General features: G+C 64.1%; 16 protein-coding genes and 1 pseudogene. 11 read left to right on the forward strand and 6 right to left on the reverse strand.

The genetic code is table 11. From position 1 onward, the window contains the following. Nucleotides 1–2 precede the first annotated feature (2 nt). The gene (locus tag ASD11_RS18215) at nucleotides 3–152 is read left to right on the forward strand and encodes a hypothetical protein (protein ID WP_156464732.1); all 150 of its coding nucleotides are present in this window, start codon (nucleotides 3–5) and stop codon (nucleotides 150–152) included. Between the two features lie 16 nt (nucleotides 153–168). Here the strand turns inward: ASD11_RS18215 and recR are convergent, their stop codons facing one another. Next, nucleotides 169–771 (reverse strand): recombination mediator RecR, encoded by a 603-nt coding sequence (gene recR, locus ASD11_RS14045; protein WP_056288153.1) that lies wholly within the window; start codon nucleotides 769–771, stop codon nucleotides 169–171. 160 nt (nucleotides 772–931) lie between these two features. On the opposite strand from recR, the gene ASD11_RS14050 reads away from it, so the two are divergent. The 5 genes from ASD11_RS14050 to ASD11_RS14070 all read left to right on the forward strand — a co-directional run bounded on the left by ASD11_RS14050 (nucleotide 932) and on the right by ASD11_RS14070 (nucleotide 8019). Next, entirely contained in the window at nucleotides 932–1336 is a 405-nt protein-coding gene (locus ASD11_RS14050) for a hypothetical protein (protein WP_056288154.1), read from the forward strand. A 150-nt stretch (nucleotides 1337–1486) separates the two neighbouring features. Next, nucleotides 1487–3193 (forward strand): DUF4012 domain-containing protein, encoded by a 1707-nt coding sequence (locus tag ASD11_RS14055; RefSeq protein ID WP_056288157.1) that lies wholly within the window; start codon nucleotides 1487–1489, stop codon nucleotides 3191–3193. Between the two features lie 308 nt (nucleotides 3194–3501). Further along, nucleotides 3502–5322: a polysaccharide biosynthesis tyrosine autokinase gene (locus tag ASD11_RS14060; RefSeq protein ID WP_056288160.1), complete on the forward strand. Its 1821-nt coding sequence runs from the start codon at nucleotides 3502–3504 to the stop codon at nucleotides 5320–5322. A 137-nt stretch (nucleotides 5323–5459) separates the two neighbouring features. After that, the gene (locus ASD11_RS14065) at nucleotides 5460–6089 is read left to right on the forward strand and encodes an LPXTG cell wall anchor domain-containing protein (protein WP_056288162.1); all 630 of its coding nucleotides are present in this window, start codon (nucleotides 5460–5462) and stop codon (nucleotides 6087–6089) included. Between the two features lie 112 nt (nucleotides 6090–6201). Beyond that, nucleotides 6202–8019 (forward strand): DUF4012 domain-containing protein, encoded by a 1818-nt coding sequence (locus tag ASD11_RS14070; protein WP_056288165.1) that lies wholly within the window; start codon nucleotides 6202–6204, stop codon nucleotides 8017–8019. Between the two features lie 56 nt (nucleotides 8020–8075). Here ASD11_RS14070 and ASD11_RS14075 read toward each other — a convergent pair whose 3' ends face one another. Beyond that, the gene (locus tag ASD11_RS14075; protein WP_156464733.1) at nucleotides 8076–8960 is read right to left on the reverse strand and encodes a WD40/YVTN/BNR-like repeat-containing protein; all 885 of its coding nucleotides are present in this window, start codon (nucleotides 8958–8960) and stop codon (nucleotides 8076–8078) included. A gap of 9 nt (nucleotides 8961–8969) precedes the next feature. Then, nucleotides 8970–9659: a serine acetyltransferase gene (locus ASD11_RS17820; RefSeq protein WP_082554371.1), complete on the reverse strand. Its 690-nt coding sequence runs from the start codon at nucleotides 9657–9659 to the stop codon at nucleotides 8970–8972. Nucleotides 9660–9828: 169 nt separating this feature from the next. Here ASD11_RS17820 and ASD11_RS18220 point away from each other — a divergent pair, with 169 nt between their 5' ends. The 5 genes and pseudogenes from ASD11_RS18220 to ASD11_RS17830 all read left to right on the forward strand — a co-directional run bounded on the left by ASD11_RS18220 (nucleotide 9829) and on the right by ASD11_RS17830 (nucleotide 16500). Further along, a complete protein-coding gene (locus ASD11_RS18220; RefSeq protein WP_156464734.1) occupies nucleotides 9829–11919 on the forward strand; it encodes a hypothetical protein in 2091 nt (696 codons plus the stop codon). Next, a complete protein-coding gene (locus ASD11_RS14080; protein ID WP_056288169.1) occupies nucleotides 11916–13400 on the forward strand; it encodes an oligosaccharide flippase family protein in 1485 nt (494 codons plus the stop codon). Before ASD11_RS18220 ends, ASD11_RS14080 begins: the two co-directional genes overlap by 4 nt. Next, the gene (wzy, locus tag ASD11_RS18715) at nucleotides 13397–14860 is read left to right on the forward strand and encodes an O-antigen polysaccharide polymerase Wzy (protein ID WP_056288171.1); all 1464 of its coding nucleotides are present in this window, start codon (nucleotides 13397–13399) and stop codon (nucleotides 14858–14860) included. The genes ASD11_RS14080 and wzy overlap by 4 nt, the downstream gene beginning before the upstream one ends. Nucleotides 14861–15143: 283 nt before the next feature. Further along, nucleotides 15144–15293: pseudogene (locus ASD11_RS18935) on the forward strand (sugar O-acetyltransferase); the annotation flags it as partial. A 145-nt stretch (nucleotides 15294–15438) separates the two neighbouring features. Further along, nucleotides 15439–16500, forward strand: a complete 1062-nt coding sequence (locus ASD11_RS17830; protein WP_082554372.1) for a glycosyltransferase — start codon at nucleotides 15439–15441, stop codon at nucleotides 16498–16500. A 25-nt stretch (nucleotides 16501–16525) separates the two neighbouring features. On the opposite strand, the gene ASD11_RS14095 is transcribed toward ASD11_RS17830, so the two are convergent. From ASD11_RS14095 to ASD11_RS17835, 3 genes are read right to left on the reverse strand one after another with little or no spacing between them, the layout of a single operon-like run. Beyond that, nucleotides 16526–17449, reverse strand: coding sequence for a polysaccharide pyruvyl transferase family protein (locus ASD11_RS14095; protein ID WP_082554373.1), 924 nt, complete (start codon nucleotides 17447–17449; stop codon nucleotides 16526–16528). Then, nucleotides 17449–18618 carry a glycosyltransferase gene (locus ASD11_RS18390; protein WP_156464735.1) on the reverse strand — a complete coding sequence of 390 codons (1170 nt, stop codon included), beginning with the start codon at nucleotides 18616–18618 and terminating at the stop codon, nucleotides 17449–17451. The genes ASD11_RS14095 and ASD11_RS18390 overlap by 1 nt, the downstream gene beginning before the upstream one ends. Further along, nucleotides 18615–19841, reverse strand: a complete 1227-nt coding sequence (locus tag ASD11_RS17835) for a glycosyltransferase family 4 protein (RefSeq protein WP_082554374.1) — start codon at nucleotides 19839–19841, stop codon at nucleotides 18615–18617. Before ASD11_RS17835 ends, ASD11_RS18390 begins: the two co-directional genes overlap by 4 nt. Nucleotides 19842–19914: the final 73 nt, after the last annotated feature.

Here is a 19914-nt window from a genome sequence, read left to right on the forward strand (position 1 = left end):
CCATGATGATGCACGCCGTTCTCGCGGTGATCGCACTGATCATCGCGGCCAACCTCCTCGTGCTGGCCACGCTGGCCCTCCGCTTCCGTCACGAGACGACGCAGGCTCGGCTCGTCCGGGTCGACGCGGGCGCGCGGCGCACCTCCCGCTAGTACCGCCGGCCGGCGCTCAGCTGGCCACGATGGCGGTGCGGCCCTCGAAGGCACGCCCCAGCGTCATCTCGTCGGCGTACTCGAGGTCGCCGCCCACCGGCAGGCCGCTCGCGAGCTTGCTGACCTTCATGCCGTACGTGGACAGCATGCGGATGAGGTACGTGGCCGTGGCCTCGCCCTCGAGGTTGGGGTCGGTGGCGATGATGACCTCGGTGATGGACGTGTCGTTGAGGCGCTGCAGCAGCTCGCGGATCCGGAGCTGGTCGGGGCCGATGCCCGCGATGGGACTGATGGCGCCGCCCAGCACGTGGTAGCGGCCGCGGAACTCGCGGGTGCGCTCGATGGCCACCACGTCCTTGCTCTCCTCGACGACGCACAGGATGGTGGCGTCGCGACGGGGGTCGGCGCAGATGCGGCACTCGAAGTCGACCGTGACGTTGCCGCACACCTGGCAGAAGTGGACCTTCTCCTTGACCTCGACGAGCGTGGCCGCGAAACGCCTGACGTCTTCCGGGTCGGAGTCGAGCAGGTGGAACGCGATGCGCTGGGCGCTCTTGGGACCGATCCCGGGCAGCTGCCCGAGCTCGTCGATGAGGTCCTGGATCACGCCGTCATACACGCCGCTCAGCCTACGCGTCCGCACCGACGGGGATCGCCGCCGCGCGCAACGTGCACGACTGCGTCTCATTTACCTGGACTTAACCTGTTGACCCCCGGTCCTCCGCTAGGGTTTCGCCAGAAGAGCCGCACCGAATCTCTGCCAAACCTGAGGAAAAACCATGAAGAACACCGTCGGAGTCATCGCTGCCTCTGCACTCCTGGCCACCGGCGTCGTGGGACTTCAGGCGCCTGCCCAGGCGGCCCCGTACCCCGACACCGTCACGACGGCCACCTCGATCAAGGCGCCGTCGACGCTCAAGTCGCGCCAGACGTTCGTGATCGGCGTGTACGTGAAGGCCGGCAACGCGTCCATCAGCAAGGGCACGATGCGCGTTCGTTGGAACGGCAAGCTCTACGTCGGCACCGTGCGCAAGAGCGTCTTCCGCCTCACGCTGCGGGCGCCCAAGGTGACCAAGGGGACCGCCACCCGCACGCTCACGGCGCACTACGTGGGCAACAAGGACTCGGTCTTCAAGGACAGCGTCAGCCGCTCGGTGATCTCGATCAAGAAGAAGACGAAGTGACGCACTGATCCATCCGAGAACGGGAGGGCCCTTGCGGCCCTCCCGTTCTCACGTCCTCAGCACGTCTTGTCCCGCGCTCGGCCGAAGGTGTCCATGAACCGTCGCAGTCCGTCTCGCCCTCGCAGGCGGAGACTCCTCGTCGCTCTCGGCGTGGTCGGCGGGCTGGCCCTCGTGGTCGTGGTCTTCCTGGGCTGGCAGCTGCAGCAGACCCGGTCCGACCTCGAGCAGGCGCAGGACACCGCGCGCTCCCTCAAGCAGTCGCTCGCCGACGGCAACGCCGACCGCGCCGGCCGCCAGGCCGGCGCCCTCGAGGCGTCGGCCTCCAGCGCCCACGACCGGATGACCCAGCCGCAGTGGCGCGCGCTCGGCGCCGTGCCGTTCCTGGGCGACACCGTGGATGCCCTGCGCAAGGTCTCCGAGGCCGCCGACGTGGTGGCCACGCGCGCCGTGCCGCCGCTCGTGGAGATCGCTCAGGATTTCTCGGCCAAGGCCTTCACCCCGAGCGAGGGCAAGGTCGACGTCGACGCCATCGCGGGCCTGGCCCCGCAGGTGGCCTCGGCCTCGCAGGGTCTCGACGCCGCCGAGAAGCTCCTCGACTCCGCTGCCGAGGGCTCGCTCCTCTCGGCCGTGCGCGGGCCGGTCGACGACGCCCGCTCCACCGTCCGCTCCGCCGCCACCACCGCGTCCCGCGCCAGCGTGGCCTCCCGCGTCCTGCCCGACATGCTGCAGGGCGAGAAGAAGTACCTGCTCGTCTTCCAGAACAATGCCGAGATCCGCGCCACCGGCGGCCTTCCCGGCGCCTGGGCCGTGCTCGACGTGAAGGACGGTGCGGTGGAGCTCGGCGAGCAGGGCTCTGCGGCCGGCCTGGGCGACCTGGCCCGGGCAGCCGACAAGCTCACCCCCGAAGAGCTCAAGGTCTTCGACGACCAGCCCGCCACCGACTTCCGTGACGTCAACATCATCCCGGACTGGCCACGTGCCGCTGAGCTCGCGGCCGCCATCATGAAGCAGGAGAAGGACCTCGATCTCGACGGCGTCCTGGCTCTCGACCCTGTGACCCTCGGCTACCTGCTCAAGGGGTCCGGCGGCGTCACGCTGGCCAAGGGCGTGCCCCTCACGTCGGAGAACGCCACCCAGCTGCTGCTCAACAAGGTCTACCTCACGTTCCGGAGCAACGAGAAGCAGGACGCGTTCTTCGCCGATGCTGCCCGCCGCGTCTTCGAGAAGCTGATCAGCACCGGCAACGGGACCGACAACGTGGTCCGCGGCCTGGTCCGGGCCGGTCGCGAGCATCGCGTGCTCGTCTGGTCCAGGGACCAGCAGGTCGCCGAGGCCCTGCAGGGGACTGCTGTGGCGGGCGAGCTGTCCGGCGGTCGCACCGGTCGCACGCCGGTGGGGGTCTACTTCAACGACGCCACCGGCGCCAAGATGCAGTACTACTTCGGCGCTCGCTCCCGCGTGACCGGCCGCTGCGTCGACGGCAAGGGCAACCTTCGCCTCACCGTGACACTCAAGAGCCGCGCACCGCAGGACTCCTCGTTCCTGCCGGAGTCGATCCAGGGCCCGGGCTTCGGCGCAGACCCCGGGACCATGCTCGTCAACACCTATCTCTATGGGCCCGCCGGCGGTTCTGTCACGAACGTGGAGATCGACGGCGAGCCCACCACGGCGTTCCCGGGCACCCACCAGGACCGTCCACTGCAGACCGTGACGGTGCAGCTCGACCCAGGTTCCACCGTCGTGGTCACGGCCACGGTCAAGGTGCCCAAGCCGGCCGACGGCGAGGTCGAGCTGTCGCAGACACCCACCATCGAGCAGCGCAACGCCAGCTCCACCGCACCGGCACCGTGCGCGTGACTCAATCGCAGCCCGGACCGGGTCGCGCATGGACAGTTGGAGCGCTTGCGCTCATCCTGACCGTCCTGACTGTGGCCGGGGTGGCCGGCAGCTCGCGCTTCTCCGGCCCTGTGCTTTTCGCCTTCGGCGAGTCAACTCACGGGGTGCACCGCGACGACCTCTTGGTACTAGCCATCTACCTCTCTGGGCTCAGCCTGTGCTGGACGCTGCGCCGATGAGCCACGCCACACCTGCCCACATCAGCCACACGACCGAGTGCGCGACACCTAGACTCGGCCCCACCATCACTCATCTCATGGGAGCACCACGTGGATCTGCGTGACTACATCGCCATCGTCCGGCAGCGGTGGCTCCTCATCGCCGCCGTCACCCTGACGGTCATCGCGCTGGCGTCGCTCCTCACCTACAAGACGACGCCGCAGTACCAGTCCACGACGTCGCTGTTCATCTCCACGTCGGGTGGCGAGGACGATACCCAGGCCTACCAGGGCAGCCAGTTCTCGCTCCAGCGGGTCAAGTCGTACGCGGACATGGTCACCAAGAACGAGATCGCCACCCGCGTCATCGACCGCCTCAATCTTGATGATTCGGCTCGCAAGCTTCAGTCGCAGATCACCGCGAGCGCCGAGCTCGACACCGTCATTCTCACGATCAACGTGACTGACCCCTCGCCGCAACGGGCGCAGCAAATCGCACGCACGACCGCGGAAGTGTTCGTTGGCTACGTGGGCGAGCTGGAGACTCCCCCCGGCAAGGACCAAGCCACCATCAAGGCCTCTGTGGTCGACCGGGCCAACCTTCCTGGCTCGCCGGTCTCCCCTCAGCCCACTCGAAACCTCGGTCTCGCTCTGGTGTTGGGCCTTCTGCTGGGGGCCGGCGCTGCCGTGCTGCGCGAGACCCTCGACACCACGGTGAAGTCCAGTCGGCAGCTGGAGGAGATCACCGGGGCTCCTGTCATCGGCGGCATCCCGTTCGCGCCCGACTTCGGCGAGGCGCCCCTCATCACGCAGGCCGACACCTACGCGCCCCGCGCCGAGGCATTCCGGGTTCTGCGCACCAACCTGCAGTTCATCGACCCTGACCACAGCAAGAAGGTCTTCGTCGTCACCAGCGCCCTGCCCGGCGAGGGCAAGAGCATCACCACGTGCAACCTCGCGATCGCCCTGGCCCAGGGCGGCCAGAAGGTCGTGATCGTGGAGGGCGATCTTCGCCGTCCCCGCATCAGCAGCTACCTGCAGGCCATCGATGCCGTGGGACTCACCACCGTCATCATCAACGGCATCGAGCTCGACGACGCCCTGCAGGAGCAGCCGCACCTCGACCTGACCCTGCTCAGCAGCGGCAAGGTGCCGCCCAACCCGGCCGAGCTGCTGCAGTCGCGCAGCATGCGCGCCATCCTCGACTCGCTCCGTGAGCGTTTCGACGTGGTGCTCGTCGACGCGCCACCGCTTCTTCCGGTGACCGACGCCGCCATCCTCTCCACCCTGTCCGACGGAGCCCTGCTCGTGGTCCGCCACGGCAAGACCACGCGCGACCAGGTGGCGGGGGCCGTCGACCGCCTCGCCGGCGTGGACGCCAAGCCCATCGGGACCATCCTCAACATGACGCCCGCACGGGGACAGTCCGGCTATGGGTACGGCTACGGATACGGCTACGGATACGCACCGCAGATCGAGGAGTCCGAGTCCAAGCCTCTCGAGAAGGTCGACAAGAAGGCCGCCAAGGCCGAGCGCAGGGCCACCGCAAGGGCCAAGGCTTCACCGGCAGCCCAAGAGGCGCCCGTCCTCGAGGAGCCTGCCGCCACCTCCGAGCGTAAGGCGGTCCTTGAGGCGGAGTCGGCCTTCGACTCACAGCGCCACGAGCAGATCCTCGAGCCCGAACTGGAGGCGGCTCAGAAGCCCCTCCTCGAGCCCGACCCGTTCCTCGACGGAGAGATCGAGGCTGAGCCCGACCCTGAGCCGACGTTTGAGCCAGACACCGACCCGGACCGCGGCCCAGGCCGTCCGCCACGCCTGCTGGCCGAGAACACCCCACCCGGTTGGGACAGCCCCGAACTCACCGCATCCGCTGCGAAGGTCCCCCGCGGGCTCCGCAGCGGGCGGCGCCGCGCCCGCCGCAGAAGTGAATGAGATGGGATCTGCACGTTACGAGAACATGATTTCTGCGTGAAAACTCGTATTCCTGCTGAGATTTCGCTTAGTCTGAGCATCGTTGACTCAGCTCTACCCTCGGAGCTGGGACCCCCATCTGTATGCGGAGCACTCCCATGATCAAGACCCGTCTAGCCCTCGCGGCCCTCTTCGCCGGCCTGCTGACCTTCGTCGCGGCCCCGGCGTTCGCCTACCCCGACCCCGTCATCAACGTCGGCGGCGGCTCCGCGGCCGACGGAGTCGTCGCACCCGGCGCGGAGTTCACCCTCACGGGCGACTTCGACGGCGTCGACGTGACCTCCGGCACCGCCACCTTCGAGGGTCAGACGCAGGCCGTCTCGGGCACCACGTTCTCCGTCACGTTCACGGCGCCCACCGAGCCGGGCACGTACTCCATCACGTTCAACCTCACCTACGACGACGGCACCACGCCGGGCGCCGCGGCCACCACCGAGGGTGTCACCTCCTCCGGTCTCGCGGCCATCACGGACGGCTCGGCCTCGGTGTCGTCCGGCCTCGGCTCCGTCGTCCAGACCACGTCGCTCAGCTACTCCATCCAGGTCGGCGCGGACTCCGGCGACGGCATCGCCTCGGGCGACGACGACGCCGCGGATGACACCGACGACACCAAGGACACCAACGGCGTTCTGCCCGACACCGGCGGTGCCAGCTTCTGGCTGCTCCTCACGGGTGCCGCTCTGGTGCTGGCCGGTGGCGCGACCATCGTCGCCCGCCGCCGCGCCTGATCACGCTCCGCCTCACGGACGCCGCTGCAGTGCTCGTCACTGCGGCGGCGTCCGTGCGTCCGGGCCTTCGTGATCCGGATCCAGTCCAGCGTCCACCGTCGGCAGAGCAGGCATGAACCGCACCTCATCACGCACCCACCGTCCGCGTCGCGGCTCGTCGCGCCGACGGCGGCTTCCCCGCTGGCTGCGCCTGTCGCTCCTGGCAGGCGTGGCCGTCGTGGTGGTGGCCGGTGTCGCGTGCGGCGTGCTTCTCGCGCGCGACGTCTCCACCGCCAAGCAGGCGCTCAACGACGCCACCGTCCAGGCCAAGACGCTCCAGCAGCAGCTGAGCGACGGTGACAACGCGTCGGCCCGCACCACGCTGCGCGGGCTCCAGAAGACCACCGGCACGGCCGTCGACCACACCGACGGACCACTCTGGTCCATCAGTGCGCACCTCCCGGTGGTCGGTCGGAGCGTCGAGGCCGTCCAGGTGGCCACCACGAGCGTCCAGGACATCGCCCAGCGCGGCATCGGTCCCCTGCTGTCCACGTCGCGATCGCTCGACTCGAGCCTGTTCAAGCCGACCGACGGACGGTTCGACCTCACCGCCTTCGCCGGTTTGGCCAAGCCGGTCTCCACCGCGTCGACCGTGCTCACTGAGAACCGCCGGCGCCTCGACGCGATCGACCCCGACGACCTGCTCTCCGCCGTCCGTGGCCCCATCGCCGACCTGAAGGCCAAGGTGGCCACGGCCCAGCGCGGGGCCTCTGCGGCTGACGTCGCCCTGCGGCTCGCTCCCACCATGCTGGGCGGCGACGGCAAGCGCACCTACCTGCTGCTCTTCCAGAACAACGCAGAGGCCCGAACCACCGGAGGCATCCCCGGAGCCGTGGCACTGGTCGAGGCCGACAGGGGGAGGCTCTCGCTCGACGACGATGTGTCGCGCGACGACATCCCCTTCTTCGCCAAGCCCGTGGTGAAGCTGACCCGGGGCGAGAAGACCACCGTGGGCACCACCATCGGCACCGACCTTCGGGACGTGAACCTCACGCCCAGCTTCCCGCGGACCGCGCAGCTCGCGCGCGCCATGGCCGAGAAGGCGCTCGATCGTCCCATCGACGGGGTGGTCTCGGTGGATCCTGTGGCGCTGTCGTACGCGTTGCGTGGAACCGGGCCGGTCAAGGTGGCCGACAGCACCACCCTCACCGACAAGAACGCCGTGGACGTCCTGCTCAACGAGGTCTACGCGCGCTACCCCGACCCCGAGGTGCAGGACGCCTTCTTCGAAACGTCGGCGGGCGCGATCTTCAAGCAGGTGCTCGACGGCCGCGGCGACCCTCGCAAGATCCTGAGCGGCCTGAACCAGGCCGCGCGGGAGCACCGCGTGCTCATCTGGTCCAGGACCAAGGCCGAGCAAGCGACCCTCTCCCCCTCCACCGTCGGCGGCTCGCTCCAGGGCGACGAGGGAGTTCCCCGGGTTGGCATGTACATCAACGACGCCACCTCGTCGAAGATGCAGTACTACCTACGGACCTCCTCGCAGCTCAAGGCCACACGGTGCTCGGCCGACGGACGCCAGACCATGTCGGTGAGCACCACCTATCGGTCGACCGCGCCGGCTGATGCCTCGGACCTGCCGGAGTACATCGTGGGCCCCGGCAAGCACAGCCCCACGGGCACGCAGCGCCTCGGCGTGCTGGTGGCCCTGCCTGCAGGAGCCGAGCCGAGCCAGCTCCTCATCGACGGTAAGCGTCGGATCTTCGGTCGGGGCGGCCTCGAGGGGCGTCCGATCATCCGGACCTCCATCTTGCTGGAGCCGGGGGACTCCATCACGGTCTCGGTCGAGTTCACGTCGGGCAAGGACCAGCGCGCCCGCCCGGTCCTCGACCTCACCCCGGGGGTCGTGCCCCTCGACAACGGCCGCCGGGTCAGCTCCGCCTGTTCCTGACCACCGACCGCACCATCGGCCCTGGAGCACCGCGTGATCCTGCGCGGCGCTCAGCCCTAGGGCTGCATCCAGTCCTTGCCGTCGGTCTCGCTGACGAACACTCCAGTCGGTTCGCCGACCACGGCCGTGAGTCCCGTGTCGTTGACCGCGAGCGCTCGGGCCGGGTCGCCCGTGATGCAGCCGCCCGCCTTCCACGTCCGACCGCTGTCGTCGGTGGAGAACAGGTTGGCCGCGCAGCCCTGGAAGCGAGCCAGTGCATAACCGGAGTTGAACGTCGAGAACGTGAGCACGCGGATGTTGTCGAGGCGGCCCAGCAGGACCCACTTCTTGCCCTGGTTGCCCGAGCCGAACAGCTTGCCGTCGGCGCAAGCCACTCGGCCGAAGTCCTGTCCCACCTGGCTCAGCGAGATGACCGTGCATCCAGGCGGGGTGCTCGTGCCGTCCGGCGTCACGACGTCGTGCGTATCGGTGATCGACGGGTACCAGAGGTCGATGCCGGAGTCGTCCGACCAGGTCTTCCCGCCGTCGTCGGACGAGCGCTGGACCGGCTTGCAGTCCAACTCGGTGCCCACCACCGTCAGCTTGCCCTTGTTGGCGGCCTGAACGGCCAGCACCTGGTCGACCCCGGCGTCGCGCTCCGCAAGTGTGGCGCCGCCGTCGTCGGAGGTGCGAATCGTTCCTCCGTCGCCGGAGCACGACCCCCGCGTGGCGGTGATGAACGTGTCGTCGTTCGAGACGTCGAGGAAGCCCGCCTCGGCAGACTTGAACGAGAAGGCGCGCTGCTCATTGGCAGACTCGTCGTTCGAGGGCTGGCTGCTCTCAGCGCTGACGATGTCGCTGGGCGGCGGGTCGGAACGGACGTGACCGATGGCGACACCGACGAGAACCACGTCGAGGATCACGAACAGCGCCACGAACATCACTGCGATAGGTCGCTTCACCCCGCGAGTTTACCGGCCCTCGTCAGTTCGTAGCCCCACTCCCGGAATACGGTCGGGCATGTCGAACGCGACCTCAGTTGTCGTGGATGTGGGGCCCTCATCGGATAGGTTTGCGGGCATTCTCGAGACAACACCCTTGGGCATGACCCTCCTCGAACCACCCGGCCGCGCTACCGCCGGCGCCCCGACTGCGGTCATCCCCCGGGGGACGTCGCGAACGACGACAGAGTTCGCGCCGATCGCGACGCCTTCGCCGATGGTCACATTCCCGAAAACGGCGACGCCGGGACCGATGTAGACGAAGTCGCCCAACCTGGGCACGGCGCCTTCGTAGGCTCCGAGATTGGTGCTCGAGTGGATTCGGCAAAAGGCACCTGCACGCACGTCCCCGTTGACCACCACACTTCCGTGGTGCGCAACCGAAAGTCCTGGACCAAAGGAGCCCGGTGAGATCGAGATCCCCGTCCTCAGGGACTCACGTGCCAGCGCGAGTCGCGCCAGGACGTACAGAGGCCTCCCGACAAGCCCGAGCGATCGTGCGAACTCAGCACGGCGAAGGGCACGTTGGAAGCGGACCTCGTGCTTGTAGAAGCGAAGATGCCACCGCCAGCGATCAAGCCCATGAGCCTCGAGATCCAAGCGAAGAAATGTGCGGTAGTCAGACCAGTTCGAGATATGCGTCGGGAAGGGGCTGCTCATGGCGAGATGCTACGGCTAGTTGGCTTCAACATGCGCCGATCTGAGTCGGTGCCGATTCAGTCACACCCAGTTTTGCGGGCATGACCTGGGATAATATGGAGTTCTCGACGTCGTTCGGAAGGTCTACCCTTCGGACGTTCCCTCTCCACGCGAAGGACAACCTCAGCGCATGGCGTCCAGCTCGATTGCTCTCGAAAGCATCACCGACCTCCTAGAAGCCTTCGAGTCAGCGGACGTCCGGTATGTCCACTGGAAGAGCAACATCAATGTGCGCGAGGCGCTAGCCGGGGATGATGATCTCGACATTCTCGTTCATCCGGACGACTCTGCTGTCGTTGAGAACCTCATCTCTGCCAGAGGACTACATCGCGTTGCTACGCCCAAGGACAAGTGGCAGCCGAACATGTATCACTACTACGGGCTGGACCAGGGGGCAGGAAAGCTCGTACATCTCCACCTTCACTACGGTCTGACCCTTGGTTTCGACTTCCACAAGAACTACACCCTCCCCATTGTGAACTGGTATCTCGATCGGCCCGCCACAGTTCAGGGGATTCGCGTGCCGGCGCCGGAGAAAGAACTGATTGTCTTCGTCATCCGAACGCTGATCAAACACGCGCGCGCCGTCGGATGGTCGGAGTTTCCCCTCGCGCAGGTCCGCCGCGCACGACGCATGTCTAACCCCTTCGGTGCTACTCCATTGAAGAGGGCTGAGCAGGTCGAGCTAAAGCATCTGGCCGGCCTGGCGGATGAAGATCAACTCGCGTCCGAAATCGGTAGTCTCGGCATAGGTCTCAGTCATGAAGCATTTCAGCTGTATGTGAGCAACCTGCAAGCACATCCTGAAGCACTGCTTGGGGACGCGGCGGAACTGAAACGCACACTACGTCCGTATGGTGAGAACAGTGAGATCGTGTCGATCTCCAAAGCCGCCGGACGATTGACCACGCATCGGGCCCGCTCCGTCGCGACCCGACTGGGACTGCCAACTCGGCGGAACCGCACGCTCGAGAGCGGTGGAAGGATCTTCGCCTTCATTGGGGGTGACGGTGCCGGCAAGTCGACAAATGTAGCGGCTCTTACAAAGACGCTGGCCTCCGCGATCGACTGCACGACGTTGCACGTGGGTCGACCTCAACGGACCCTTGCGGCCACCGGAATGAAGGCCGCGTCAGTTGCCCTCCAAAAGATCGGTCGACCCGACGCCTCTGACACCGCCCTGTACCTCGGAGTGGCGCACAGCAGACGCGCGAGCTTTAAGCGTGCGGAGCGCCTGCGCGCAAGGGGAAGCGTCGTGATCCTGGACCGGCTTCCTCACGCCAACATATCCGTGATGGACGTTCCCCGCGTCAACCCACGGAGCGGACGTTTTGGAGCCTGGGCAAGCCGCCTCGAGAGACGTTGGTATGAGCCCATTCGCGGTGTTGACATGTTGGTAGTGTTGCGGCTCGATCCGTCCATCGCGTTGACCCGTCGGGCCGAGGATGACGCGGCGACACTGCTCCTACGCTCCGGTGAAGTCTGGAATGGCGACTGGAGCGGCGCAGGAGTTCATGTCTTCAACACCGGCGAGTCCGGCGTTGAAGACATCCGTAAATCTGTGCTCAGTGCGGCGTGGAACTGTGCAACGCGCACTCCCATCAGAACAGAACTGGTCGGTCTTAGTGGAGCTGGCAAGTCGTCGGCACAAACCTACGACTCGCGTGGCGCGGTGCGGAGCCCCGCATCTTCGCTGCCCTACCGCAGCTATCCCACGGCAATCTTCGTCTCCGCGATTCAAGTGATCGCTCGCCACGGGATTCCCCTGACCCGACACGACATTCGCGTCTTTCAAGCCATGGCACAACTCCGCTGGTTTGTGAAATTCGCATCCCGCCGAGCCACCATGCCCTCCGAATCGTGGCAGTCGTACGTGCTGGACCAAGGACCGATTTTTCACCTCGCACTAGGTATCCGAGAGGATCGCATCGCCCCCGGCTCGGACCTTTACAGGGATGCCGTGTCGGCTATACGTAGCTGGTGTACCGGTCCAGTCATTTACCTCGATGCACCAAACTCAGTGCTAGCGCGTCGTGTGCGGAATCGCGATCAAGACACCCGATCAAGCCGACTTGATGATCAGGCACTGGCAAGTTTCTTTGATGAGTACAGGCGCATCTTGAACTCCCTGGTCGGGGAGTTGGGCGAGGTCGCGGCCGTAGATTCAGACCGGCCACCGCGCGAGGTCGCGGCTGATGTTCGTCACCTTCTCGAAGCATGAAGTTGCGTCTCAGCCCGGTCCGGAGGAACGCGGCTGCCAGCTACGTCAATTTCGTCGTCGTGGCGATCGTGGGCGTTATCGTCAACCCCCTGCTCGCGGGTGCCCTCGGCGCATCCGCATTCGGCGTATGGAAGTCATGCCAGAAGGCCATCGATTTCGCGACCGTCGCTGACGGGCGCGCTACGCAGGCCTTGAAGTGGATCATCGCTTATCGCAGTGGCGAGACAGATCCGGGAGTACTTCGTAGGTCGGTCGGAGCTTCCCTGGCCGTCTGGGTCCTGCTGGTACCCATCGTCGCAATCATCGCTACGCTAATCGCGTTCGCACTTCCCTTAATGCTCAGTGGCATTCCCGACGACCAGACGAATTCGGTGCGAGTCGTCGCAGCTGTGCTCGGGTTAAACGTCCTTCTGGCGGGTCTTCTCTCGGTCCCTGACTCGATTCTTGTCGGCACCAACCAGGGGTACCGCTCGATGAGTGTGACGACTTTCGCTTTGATTTGCGTGAACATCGCCATGGTGGTGGCGGTTCAGCATGGTTACGGCATTAAGACCCTGGCCATGCTCACGGTGGCCGGAGCCGTCATTAATGCGCTGATCACCTTCGTCGTAGCCCGTCGGCGTGTGCCGTGGATGGGCGCTCACCGGCCCTCCTCAGCAGATGTCAAAACCGTGGCTCGGTTCAGCGGATGGGTTATGGGATGGTCATTCGTCACAAAGATCTACCTAGCCACGGAGCTGCTGTTGTTCGGCTCTCTTATCGGTGTATCGGCAGCCGCGCATTTCACGTTCACGAACTACGTACTTAGTTTCGCTTTATCTGCCTGTCTAATGACAGGAAGCGCCTTCATGCCACAACTTGGTCTTGCTCTCGGCGCAAAAAATCATGAGGCCGCGCAACAGTCGATCAGAGACGCCCGAGAGGTCTCGTTGGCCCTCGCCGTCCTGTGTGCTGGCGTCGTACTCGCCCTCAACGGATCGTTCGTAGACGCTTGGATCGGCTCCCGGTTCTACTTGGGGGACACCACCAACGCTTTGATGACGCTCGCCTTCCTGCAGCTGGCCGTTCTACGCACAGAAGCGCAGATTCAAGACACGGGCCTCGACATCAAACTCAAGGTTCTGACTGGCCTAGCCGGCGCTTTCCTCAGCGCGGGTCTGGCAGTAGTTATGTACACCTGGCTGGAAAGCGTCTCGGCGATGTACATCGGTCTCATCCTAGGGCGCCTCGTCCCGTCCTTCGTTTTCCCTCGACTGGTGGCGAGGCTCGCACCGGGTTCTGGAGGGACGTGGCGACACCTCCTCATGTCTGCCGCCATCCTTCTACCCTGCGGGGCCATTGGGGCGTTGCTGGGATCGACAGGGCCTTTGCTTCTTGTTCCAATTTCATTGGCTGTGGCCGCGGTCATCGGGATAGCCTGTTACTTGGGGCTCCTTTCGGCGCCGGTGCGTGCAAAGATGCGAAGGACCGTGAGAGCGTGACGGAGTCTAAGGTCCGCCCGGCGCAATCCAGGACTTTTCTCGCGACTTGCACCATTGCAGCCACTGCGGCGTTCTTCTTCATTCCTGACGGCGCCTCCGCCGCGGTCATATGGCCATGTCTGCTCGCGTTCTACGCACTTTTCGGCCTTGAACTGCGCCATCCCGCGCGGCTCGCGCCGACGATACCGACGTATTTGAAGGTGGAGGTTCTCTTCCTCACTTTCAGCTACCTCCTCTTCTTTCTCCCCTACCAGCTCTTCGTCACCGGCGCCATGGATCTCAGCCGAAGCGAGTACTTTCGGTACACCTTTGAGGAGGAAGCAAATCGAGCCGTGGTTCTTGCGACCATCGGACTACTAGCGTTCTCGGCAGGATCGCGCAGCCAGGCGCGGTGGGTAGATGCACCGCGCATCCCCGTTCGAGCAGGACCTTCCGACGACTCCACTCCGTACTCGATGTTCGGCGTCTTGGCGCTTACTGCTCTAGTCGGCCTCTACCTGCTCGCCGGGTACCGTACGGCCGGCGAGGGACGTTACACGGGCACCGTGTCGGGCGGGACGGCGGCTGAGGGCGTAGGCACTCTAATCCTCATGCTCTGCATGATGCTCGTAGCCCTATGGGTATATGACGTCTCCGCGCGACGTCCCATATCTCCATGGAGTTGGGCTGGGCTGGCTCTCTCCCTAGCGTGGGGAGTGCGGCTTCTCTTGTTCAGTGACCGAAACTCGTTCTTCCTGATTGCCATCGTCGGCGTCGGCGGACTACTGACTTTCCGATTTCGGACATCCCGTGTCGCCCTCTCCGTCTCCCTGCTTGCGGCGCTCCTGATCTACAACGCGGCCGAAGCCGTGCGCGCAGAAGGCACGTTCTCCTCCGAAGCGCTTGTGACATCAATCGTCCGGCCGCAAGTGACCCAGGTGAGCCAGGAAACTAGCTTTAACATCACGACGATTACCGTTCGAGCTGGGCTCGCGGCAGTTCCTCACACTTTCAACCACGGTCTTGGCGGCTACACGGCGCTTGGCGTGGCCGGCGTCTTGCCCTTCGTGCGCGGCGCACTTCCCAGCGTGCAGCCCGAGTTCGAAACCACATCGAAGTTGCTCGGCTACGTGATGCTTAAGCCTGGAGCGCGCTGGGGCGTAGGGACGAATGTTGTCTCCGATGCCTACATCGACTTTGGAGTGATCGGCGTGCCGATCGTTCTCTACTTACTGGGCGCTTTCGCCGCACGTCAACGTAGGCGAGCGGCTGGGAAAGCCGGCGGCCCTAAGCAAGTCGTCATGTATCTGCTCACCCTGGCCCTTTTTGCGGAACTTCCTCGTTACTCCATCGGGTTCCCTGTTCGACTCTTGGCGTGGGCGGTGGTCTTTCTCTGGATGGTCGATCAGATATCTCGTCGACAGAGCTCGTCTGGGAGAGATCGCTACCCCAACCGGGAGCGAGTCCGGTCCGGAAATTAAGAAAGGTCATCTAGTGCGAATCTTTTCAATACTCACTTCGATAGCGAGAAGTTTTGAACGTGCTCTTGCTCAACGATTCTGGCCTGTTCGCTACGCCCGAAAAATTGGAGTGACTGTCGGCCGTGACTGCCGCCTGTTGGACGTGCGCTTTAACACCGAGCCGTACCTCATTCATTTGGGCGATCACGTCAGCGCCACGTCCACAAATTTCCTCACCCACGACGGCGGGGTGTGGGTGGTCCGCGAGCGTCTACCGAAGTTGGATGTAGTCCGCGAGATTCACGTAGGAAATAACGTCTACTTCGGGTATGGGTGTGTCGTGCTGCCCGGCGTGACGGTTGGAGACAACGTAGTAGTCGGGGCCTGTTCAGTCGTGAGTAAGGACATTCCTAGCAACTCGGTGGCAGTCGGAGTTCCCGCCCGGGTCATTCGAACGATTGACGAGTACGAGGCGAGAGTGATCCGGGAGGGCCTCCCTACGAAGCACCTCAACGCTTCGGATAAGCGCGAATTCTACTTGAGGCACTTCGCCGGGACCCCATCCGTACCGGGCAGAACCCCCCGTCGGACAGCGATCGATGACGCGTGAGCCAACGGTTGTTTCCTTCTTCATACCTGCGTTTGCAGACGGAGGAGCTCAGAAGCAGTGCATCTACATCCTAAACGCGTTGTCGCAGCGCGACGACCTACGTATCGTCCTGATCAGAACTGCGCCCGGCGTTCACGATCATCTGCTTGACACAACAAGGATCGATACGCGAATGGTCCGGGTGCGGTCGAACTACGATCCCCGGGTTGTCTTTCGAGTCAGTCGCGTCCTCCGCAAGACCAAATCGCAGATCCTGTTCTCCTGGCTTCAAGCGGCCGACCTACCAAGCTTCTTTATCCGAGCCATCACACCTCGACTTCGGTGGGTGTTAGCTGAGCGGAACTCCTTCTACCGTGACGAGGTCCGATTCCGAGTTCGCGCCGCGCTCGGGCGGCACGCCGACGCAGTGGTCAGCAACTCAGCCGCTGGCGACCGCTACTGGTCAGAACTCAAACCGCGAGGCACGCGCCACGTCATCAACAACATCGTGAATGCGCCTGGCCCTTCACAGCCGCCCTCCGACACCTTCGATGTGGTCTGCGTTGGACGCCTCGAGAGGCAGAAGAACCTTTTCGTGACCATCGACGCCTTCGCTTCCGTAGCTCGTAGGCGCCCTGGTCTTCGATTCGCACTGATCGGAGAGGGGGCTCAGCGCGCTCAGCTTCAAGAGAGGATCGATGAGCATGGCCTAGGCGCTCGGATCGAGTTGCTCGGTTTCCGGAGCGATGCCGCTGATCTGATCGACGCGGCTTCCCTCCTTGTTACGCTCAGCCTCTACGAAGGCATGCCCAACGTGCTCGTCGAGGCGATTGTTCGCAGAACTCCAGTCGTTGTCTCAGACATCCCGCAGCACCGCGACGTCCTCGGACCTTCTTACTCTCACGCCGTAGCCGAATTCGGCGACGCAGAAGCAGCCGGACAAATCATCGATGACGCTTTGGAGAATGGAACGGACGACCTCTCGGAGGTGAGAGACCACCTGCTGTCCCTCACCCCGTCGAAAGTCGCCGATGCCTACGCCCGCGTTTTCAGTCAAACGGTCGGTCGCTAACCACCGCCTGAGGCGGTCCCGCCTACTAAATTGCCTCGAAGGCAAGGGCGTCGTTGACCTTTGGGTGATAGATGTCCGCGATGAGATCCCGGCCCAGGAGCCGAGCCGTCAGCACCACGTGGTATCTGGCCGCAATGATCCGCGTAGCTCCCGCAAGCAGCTGGAGGGCTTCCTCGGTGTCCCCTGTGAAATCCACAAAAGTGCACGGATATGACGAGCTGAGACGCTCGGCGAGCGCCCGATTGATCTCGTCATCGCTTCCCGAGGACTGACGGCCCGAAGCAAACAGCACCACAGCCTGCCCGCTGGGCACGTGGAGGTTCACCTGATCGATCCACCACTCCTGGTCGAAGTTCGCGAAGGCAGGTGCCAGAACCGTGTACGGCGCAGGCGGGGACTCAACGCCACTCGATCTGCGATCGGACCAACCCGTCAGGTATGGGACAGCGAGGTCGACCTCCATCTCAACCGGCGTTCCCCATCCGCGTAGAAGTTCGAGCGACGACGGGTCGCGGACAGTTACCGCCGACTGAAGACGGAGACAGGCTCGCGCCAGCAACCGGCTCAGCACTGATTCGAACGGCCCGACACCGACGGCTCTCATCTCAAGCCGCACGCCGCGAAGGCGCATGATCAGGTAAACGACCAACCACTTCACCAAGACCTTGTACTGCGCGAGGCGAGGGTGGGATCGAAGATATTGATGATGCGTACCGCCGGCCAATACCAAGACGCGAGCACTTCCCGCCTGGCTCATGAGAGTTCGTAGGCCCATAGGGCTGACGTCCACCGCGGCAGGCAGACCTCCGTCGCTTTCCGGCATGACCTGGCACAGCACGACCCGATGGTCGGAGGAGCCCTCCTCAAGAAGGCCTTTCAACATGAGGTCGTCTCCGAAGTTTCGACCCAGGAAATTGCCCATGATCAGTTGGTTTTGACGTGATGTCATCAGTGGCCGTCCTTCGACTGTGCGGGGAAACGAAATGGTCTGAGGTTTTCCAACAGCTCGCTGTTGGCCAGTGACGGGCTGAACACTTCGCGCGCTGTCTCATCCGAGTGGTGCCTACCGGCGCCTGCATCCTCAAGGAGGTCCGCTAGCGCCAATTCTGGGCGCGGCTCCTCGGGGGCGAGCATCACGAGGTATCGGTCTGCAGCAGCTGGCTGCAGGAGCTCGGAAAACATGACTGCTCCCTCAAGATGACGAGTAACGACCGTAGCGCCTGCAGCGAGGCCTTCCATGATGACATTCGGCAGTCCCTCATGATCAGACGTCACAACGAGGTAGTCGAACTCGACCATATGAGCCTGCGCCCCACCGCTGCCATCGATCATGGCCAGATCGACCCCGTCGGAGCGCAGGCGCTTCACTACAGGTTCGATCTCAGCTTCAAACCACTCTCGTTGGGCAGGTGCGACCACGCTGATGACACGAAAGGAGAAATCTCCTGGTCGCCGTCTTTCAAGTTCGGCAACAAGGCCGAGGAAGATATCCACCCGCTTTCGCGGCGAGAGTGCAGCAACGAAGCCGACCACTATCTTGTTCGGACCTCGATCGTTCGTGGGTGGCCGTGGGGCACAGTTGAGGACCGGACGAATTCTGAAGGTTTTGGTCGGCGGAGCGAAGACGCTCGCAAACTTCCGAGTCGTGCTGGGCAGCTCATAGCCCGCTAGATCTGGCGATCGGACAGCTCGAAGGACTCGGGCCGACACTGCTGGCGCCATGTCGCTGTGTACGAGCAAGCAGTGGGCGAGGCCTTCGGACCGCCGCGCTGCTAGAGCTCCGGTCAGGAAGTGCGGCCCGTGAGTGACGACGACTCTTGCTCCGAGAGCATTTGCCAAAGCGGACACCCGATCTGCTTCGCGACGTACGCGAAGCAGATGTCTCGCGTTTGAAGCCAGTTCTCGGGTCCCGCGGGGCCGGCTCATCTCGATCGGCCGGAGGTACTCATCGGGAATGCCGGGTATGCCGTCAAAATCTGCATCGGAGGGGACAGCGATGTACACAGAGCACCCCGCCTCCTGCAGACCCTCCCAGCGAGCTGCCCAGAATGTATGCAGCCCACTCCGCTCCGGAGGATGAACGACAGCCAGCAGCGGGCTGGAAGTCCCCGCACTCATTGCAGCGCGCCTCGCGCGATGACAAGTTCGTTCTCGAAGTCGGATGCGATCTTCTCTACGTTGAACTCCCGCTCTGCGTGGTCCCGCGAAGACGCGCCGATCCTCGAGATATCGTCGACGGTCAGCCGCGCCAACCAATCCACCCCGCCCGCCACGCCGGCCGAAGTGGGCGCGAAGACCCTGCCACCCACCAGATCTATGTCGAAGGCGGCCGGATTATCCGATGGCATCAGCCCGAGCACCGGGCGCCCAGCAGCAAGGTAGGTAAGGACCTTGCTCGGAATCGAGAACTTCGAGGCCTCCGGCTCGAGCAGGGCTACCAGGACGTCGCTCGACCCCAACACGTCGGGAAGGTCCTCGAATGCCTGGAAGGGAAGCACTCGAATCGTCTGGCCGAGCAGATCGCTGGACTGGATCTTGATCTCGTCGGCCCCCTCGCCCTCGGAGATCACAACCAACTCCACATCAATTTTCTCTGCCAAGAGCCCACGGCAGAGGTCAACGAGGAGACCAGGATTGTGCTTCTTTCCTAGGGTCCCTGCATAGGTCAACCGCAGAGCCGTCGTCGATCTCTCGTGGGCCCTTGACCAGGCATTCTCACGTTCAGTGGGAACGACCTCATCAATAGGCGCCCAGTTCGGAATGACCCGAAAGCCCGTCGAGAGGCCCCATCTCGCGTAGACCTTCGTGAATTCGTCTCCGATGGCCACGATGCTCGCAGCCGACCGAGCAGTTCGTCGCTCCATCCTGTCGAGAACCCGCGCTGCCAGTCCTGCGAGGGGGCCCGGCAAGATTTTACGAGCCTGTTCAATGAGGGCCATCGAGACCACATCCTGATGCCACAGGACCCACGGCAACCGACGGCGACGGGCGACTCTCGCGAAGGAGGTCAAGACGAAGAGGGGACTGTTACATGTCAGCACAACGTCCGGCTGAAACTCTCTGACTGACTTCGCCCACGCCCTCGCGTAAGAGAACTCGAAGAGAGTTCGGAGTAGAGGGTTGTACTTCTTGAACGATCTGCTCGAAACGATCGGACTGAACGACAAAGTGGAAGAGTCTCCCGGCTGAATCTGGAAGTTTCCCTTGCCGCTGGTGTACTGACCTGCGTACGCGTGATCTACGTGGTGACCACGCTTCGCTAGTTCTCGAGAGAGCTGCGCCTGAAACGGATGACCTGCGAAATCATGAACCTGAATGCGCAGTGGACCCGAATCAGCCACGGGCGGACATCTGGTCGTAGATCCAGCTGTACGTCTTCTCCAGGCCGTCGCGCAGGGAGATGGACGGCTCCCA

The sequence above is a fragment of the Aeromicrobium sp. Root495 genome (assembly GCF_001426755.1).
GTDB lineage: Bacteria > Actinomycetota > Actinomycetes > Propionibacteriales > Nocardioidaceae > Aeromicrobium.

Excerpts from the sequence above, each read along its gene's own strand:
- ASD11_RS18215 (WP_156464732.1), top strand. The coding sequence starts at position 3 with ATGATGATGCACGCCGTTCTCGCGGTGATCGCACTGATCATCGCGGCC.
- ASD11_RS14050 (WP_056288154.1), top strand. The coding sequence starts at position 932 with ATGAAGAACACCGTCGGAGTCATCGCTGCCTCTGCACTCCTGGCCACC.
- ASD11_RS14065 (WP_056288162.1), top strand. The coding sequence starts at position 5,460 with ATGATCAAGACCCGTCTAGCCCTCGCGGCCCTCTTCGCCGGCCTGCTG.
- ASD11_RS14070 (WP_056288165.1), top strand. The coding sequence starts at position 6,202 with ATGAACCGCACCTCATCACGCACCCACCGTCCGCGTCGCGGCTCGTCG.
- ASD11_RS17820 (WP_082554371.1), bottom strand. The coding sequence starts at position 9,659 with ATGAGCAGCCCCTTCCCGACGCATATCTCGAACTGGTCTGACTACCGC.
- ASD11_RS18220 (WP_156464734.1), top strand. The coding sequence starts at position 9,829 with ATGGCGTCCAGCTCGATTGCTCTCGAAAGCATCACCGACCTCCTAGAA.
- ASD11_RS14080 (WP_056288169.1), top strand. The coding sequence starts at position 11,916 with ATGAAGTTGCGTCTCAGCCCGGTCCGGAGGAACGCGGCTGCCAGCTAC.
- ASD11_RS17830 (WP_082554372.1), top strand. The coding sequence starts at position 15,439 with ATGACGCGTGAGCCAACGGTTGTTTCCTTCTTCATACCTGCGTTTGCA.
- ASD11_RS14095 (WP_082554373.1), bottom strand. The coding sequence starts at position 17,449 with ATGACATCACGTCAAAACCAACTGATCATGGGCAATTTCCTGGGTCGA.
- ASD11_RS18390 (WP_156464735.1), bottom strand. The coding sequence starts at position 18,618 with ATGAGTGCGGGGACTTCCAGCCCGCTGCTGGCTGTCGTTCATCCTCCG.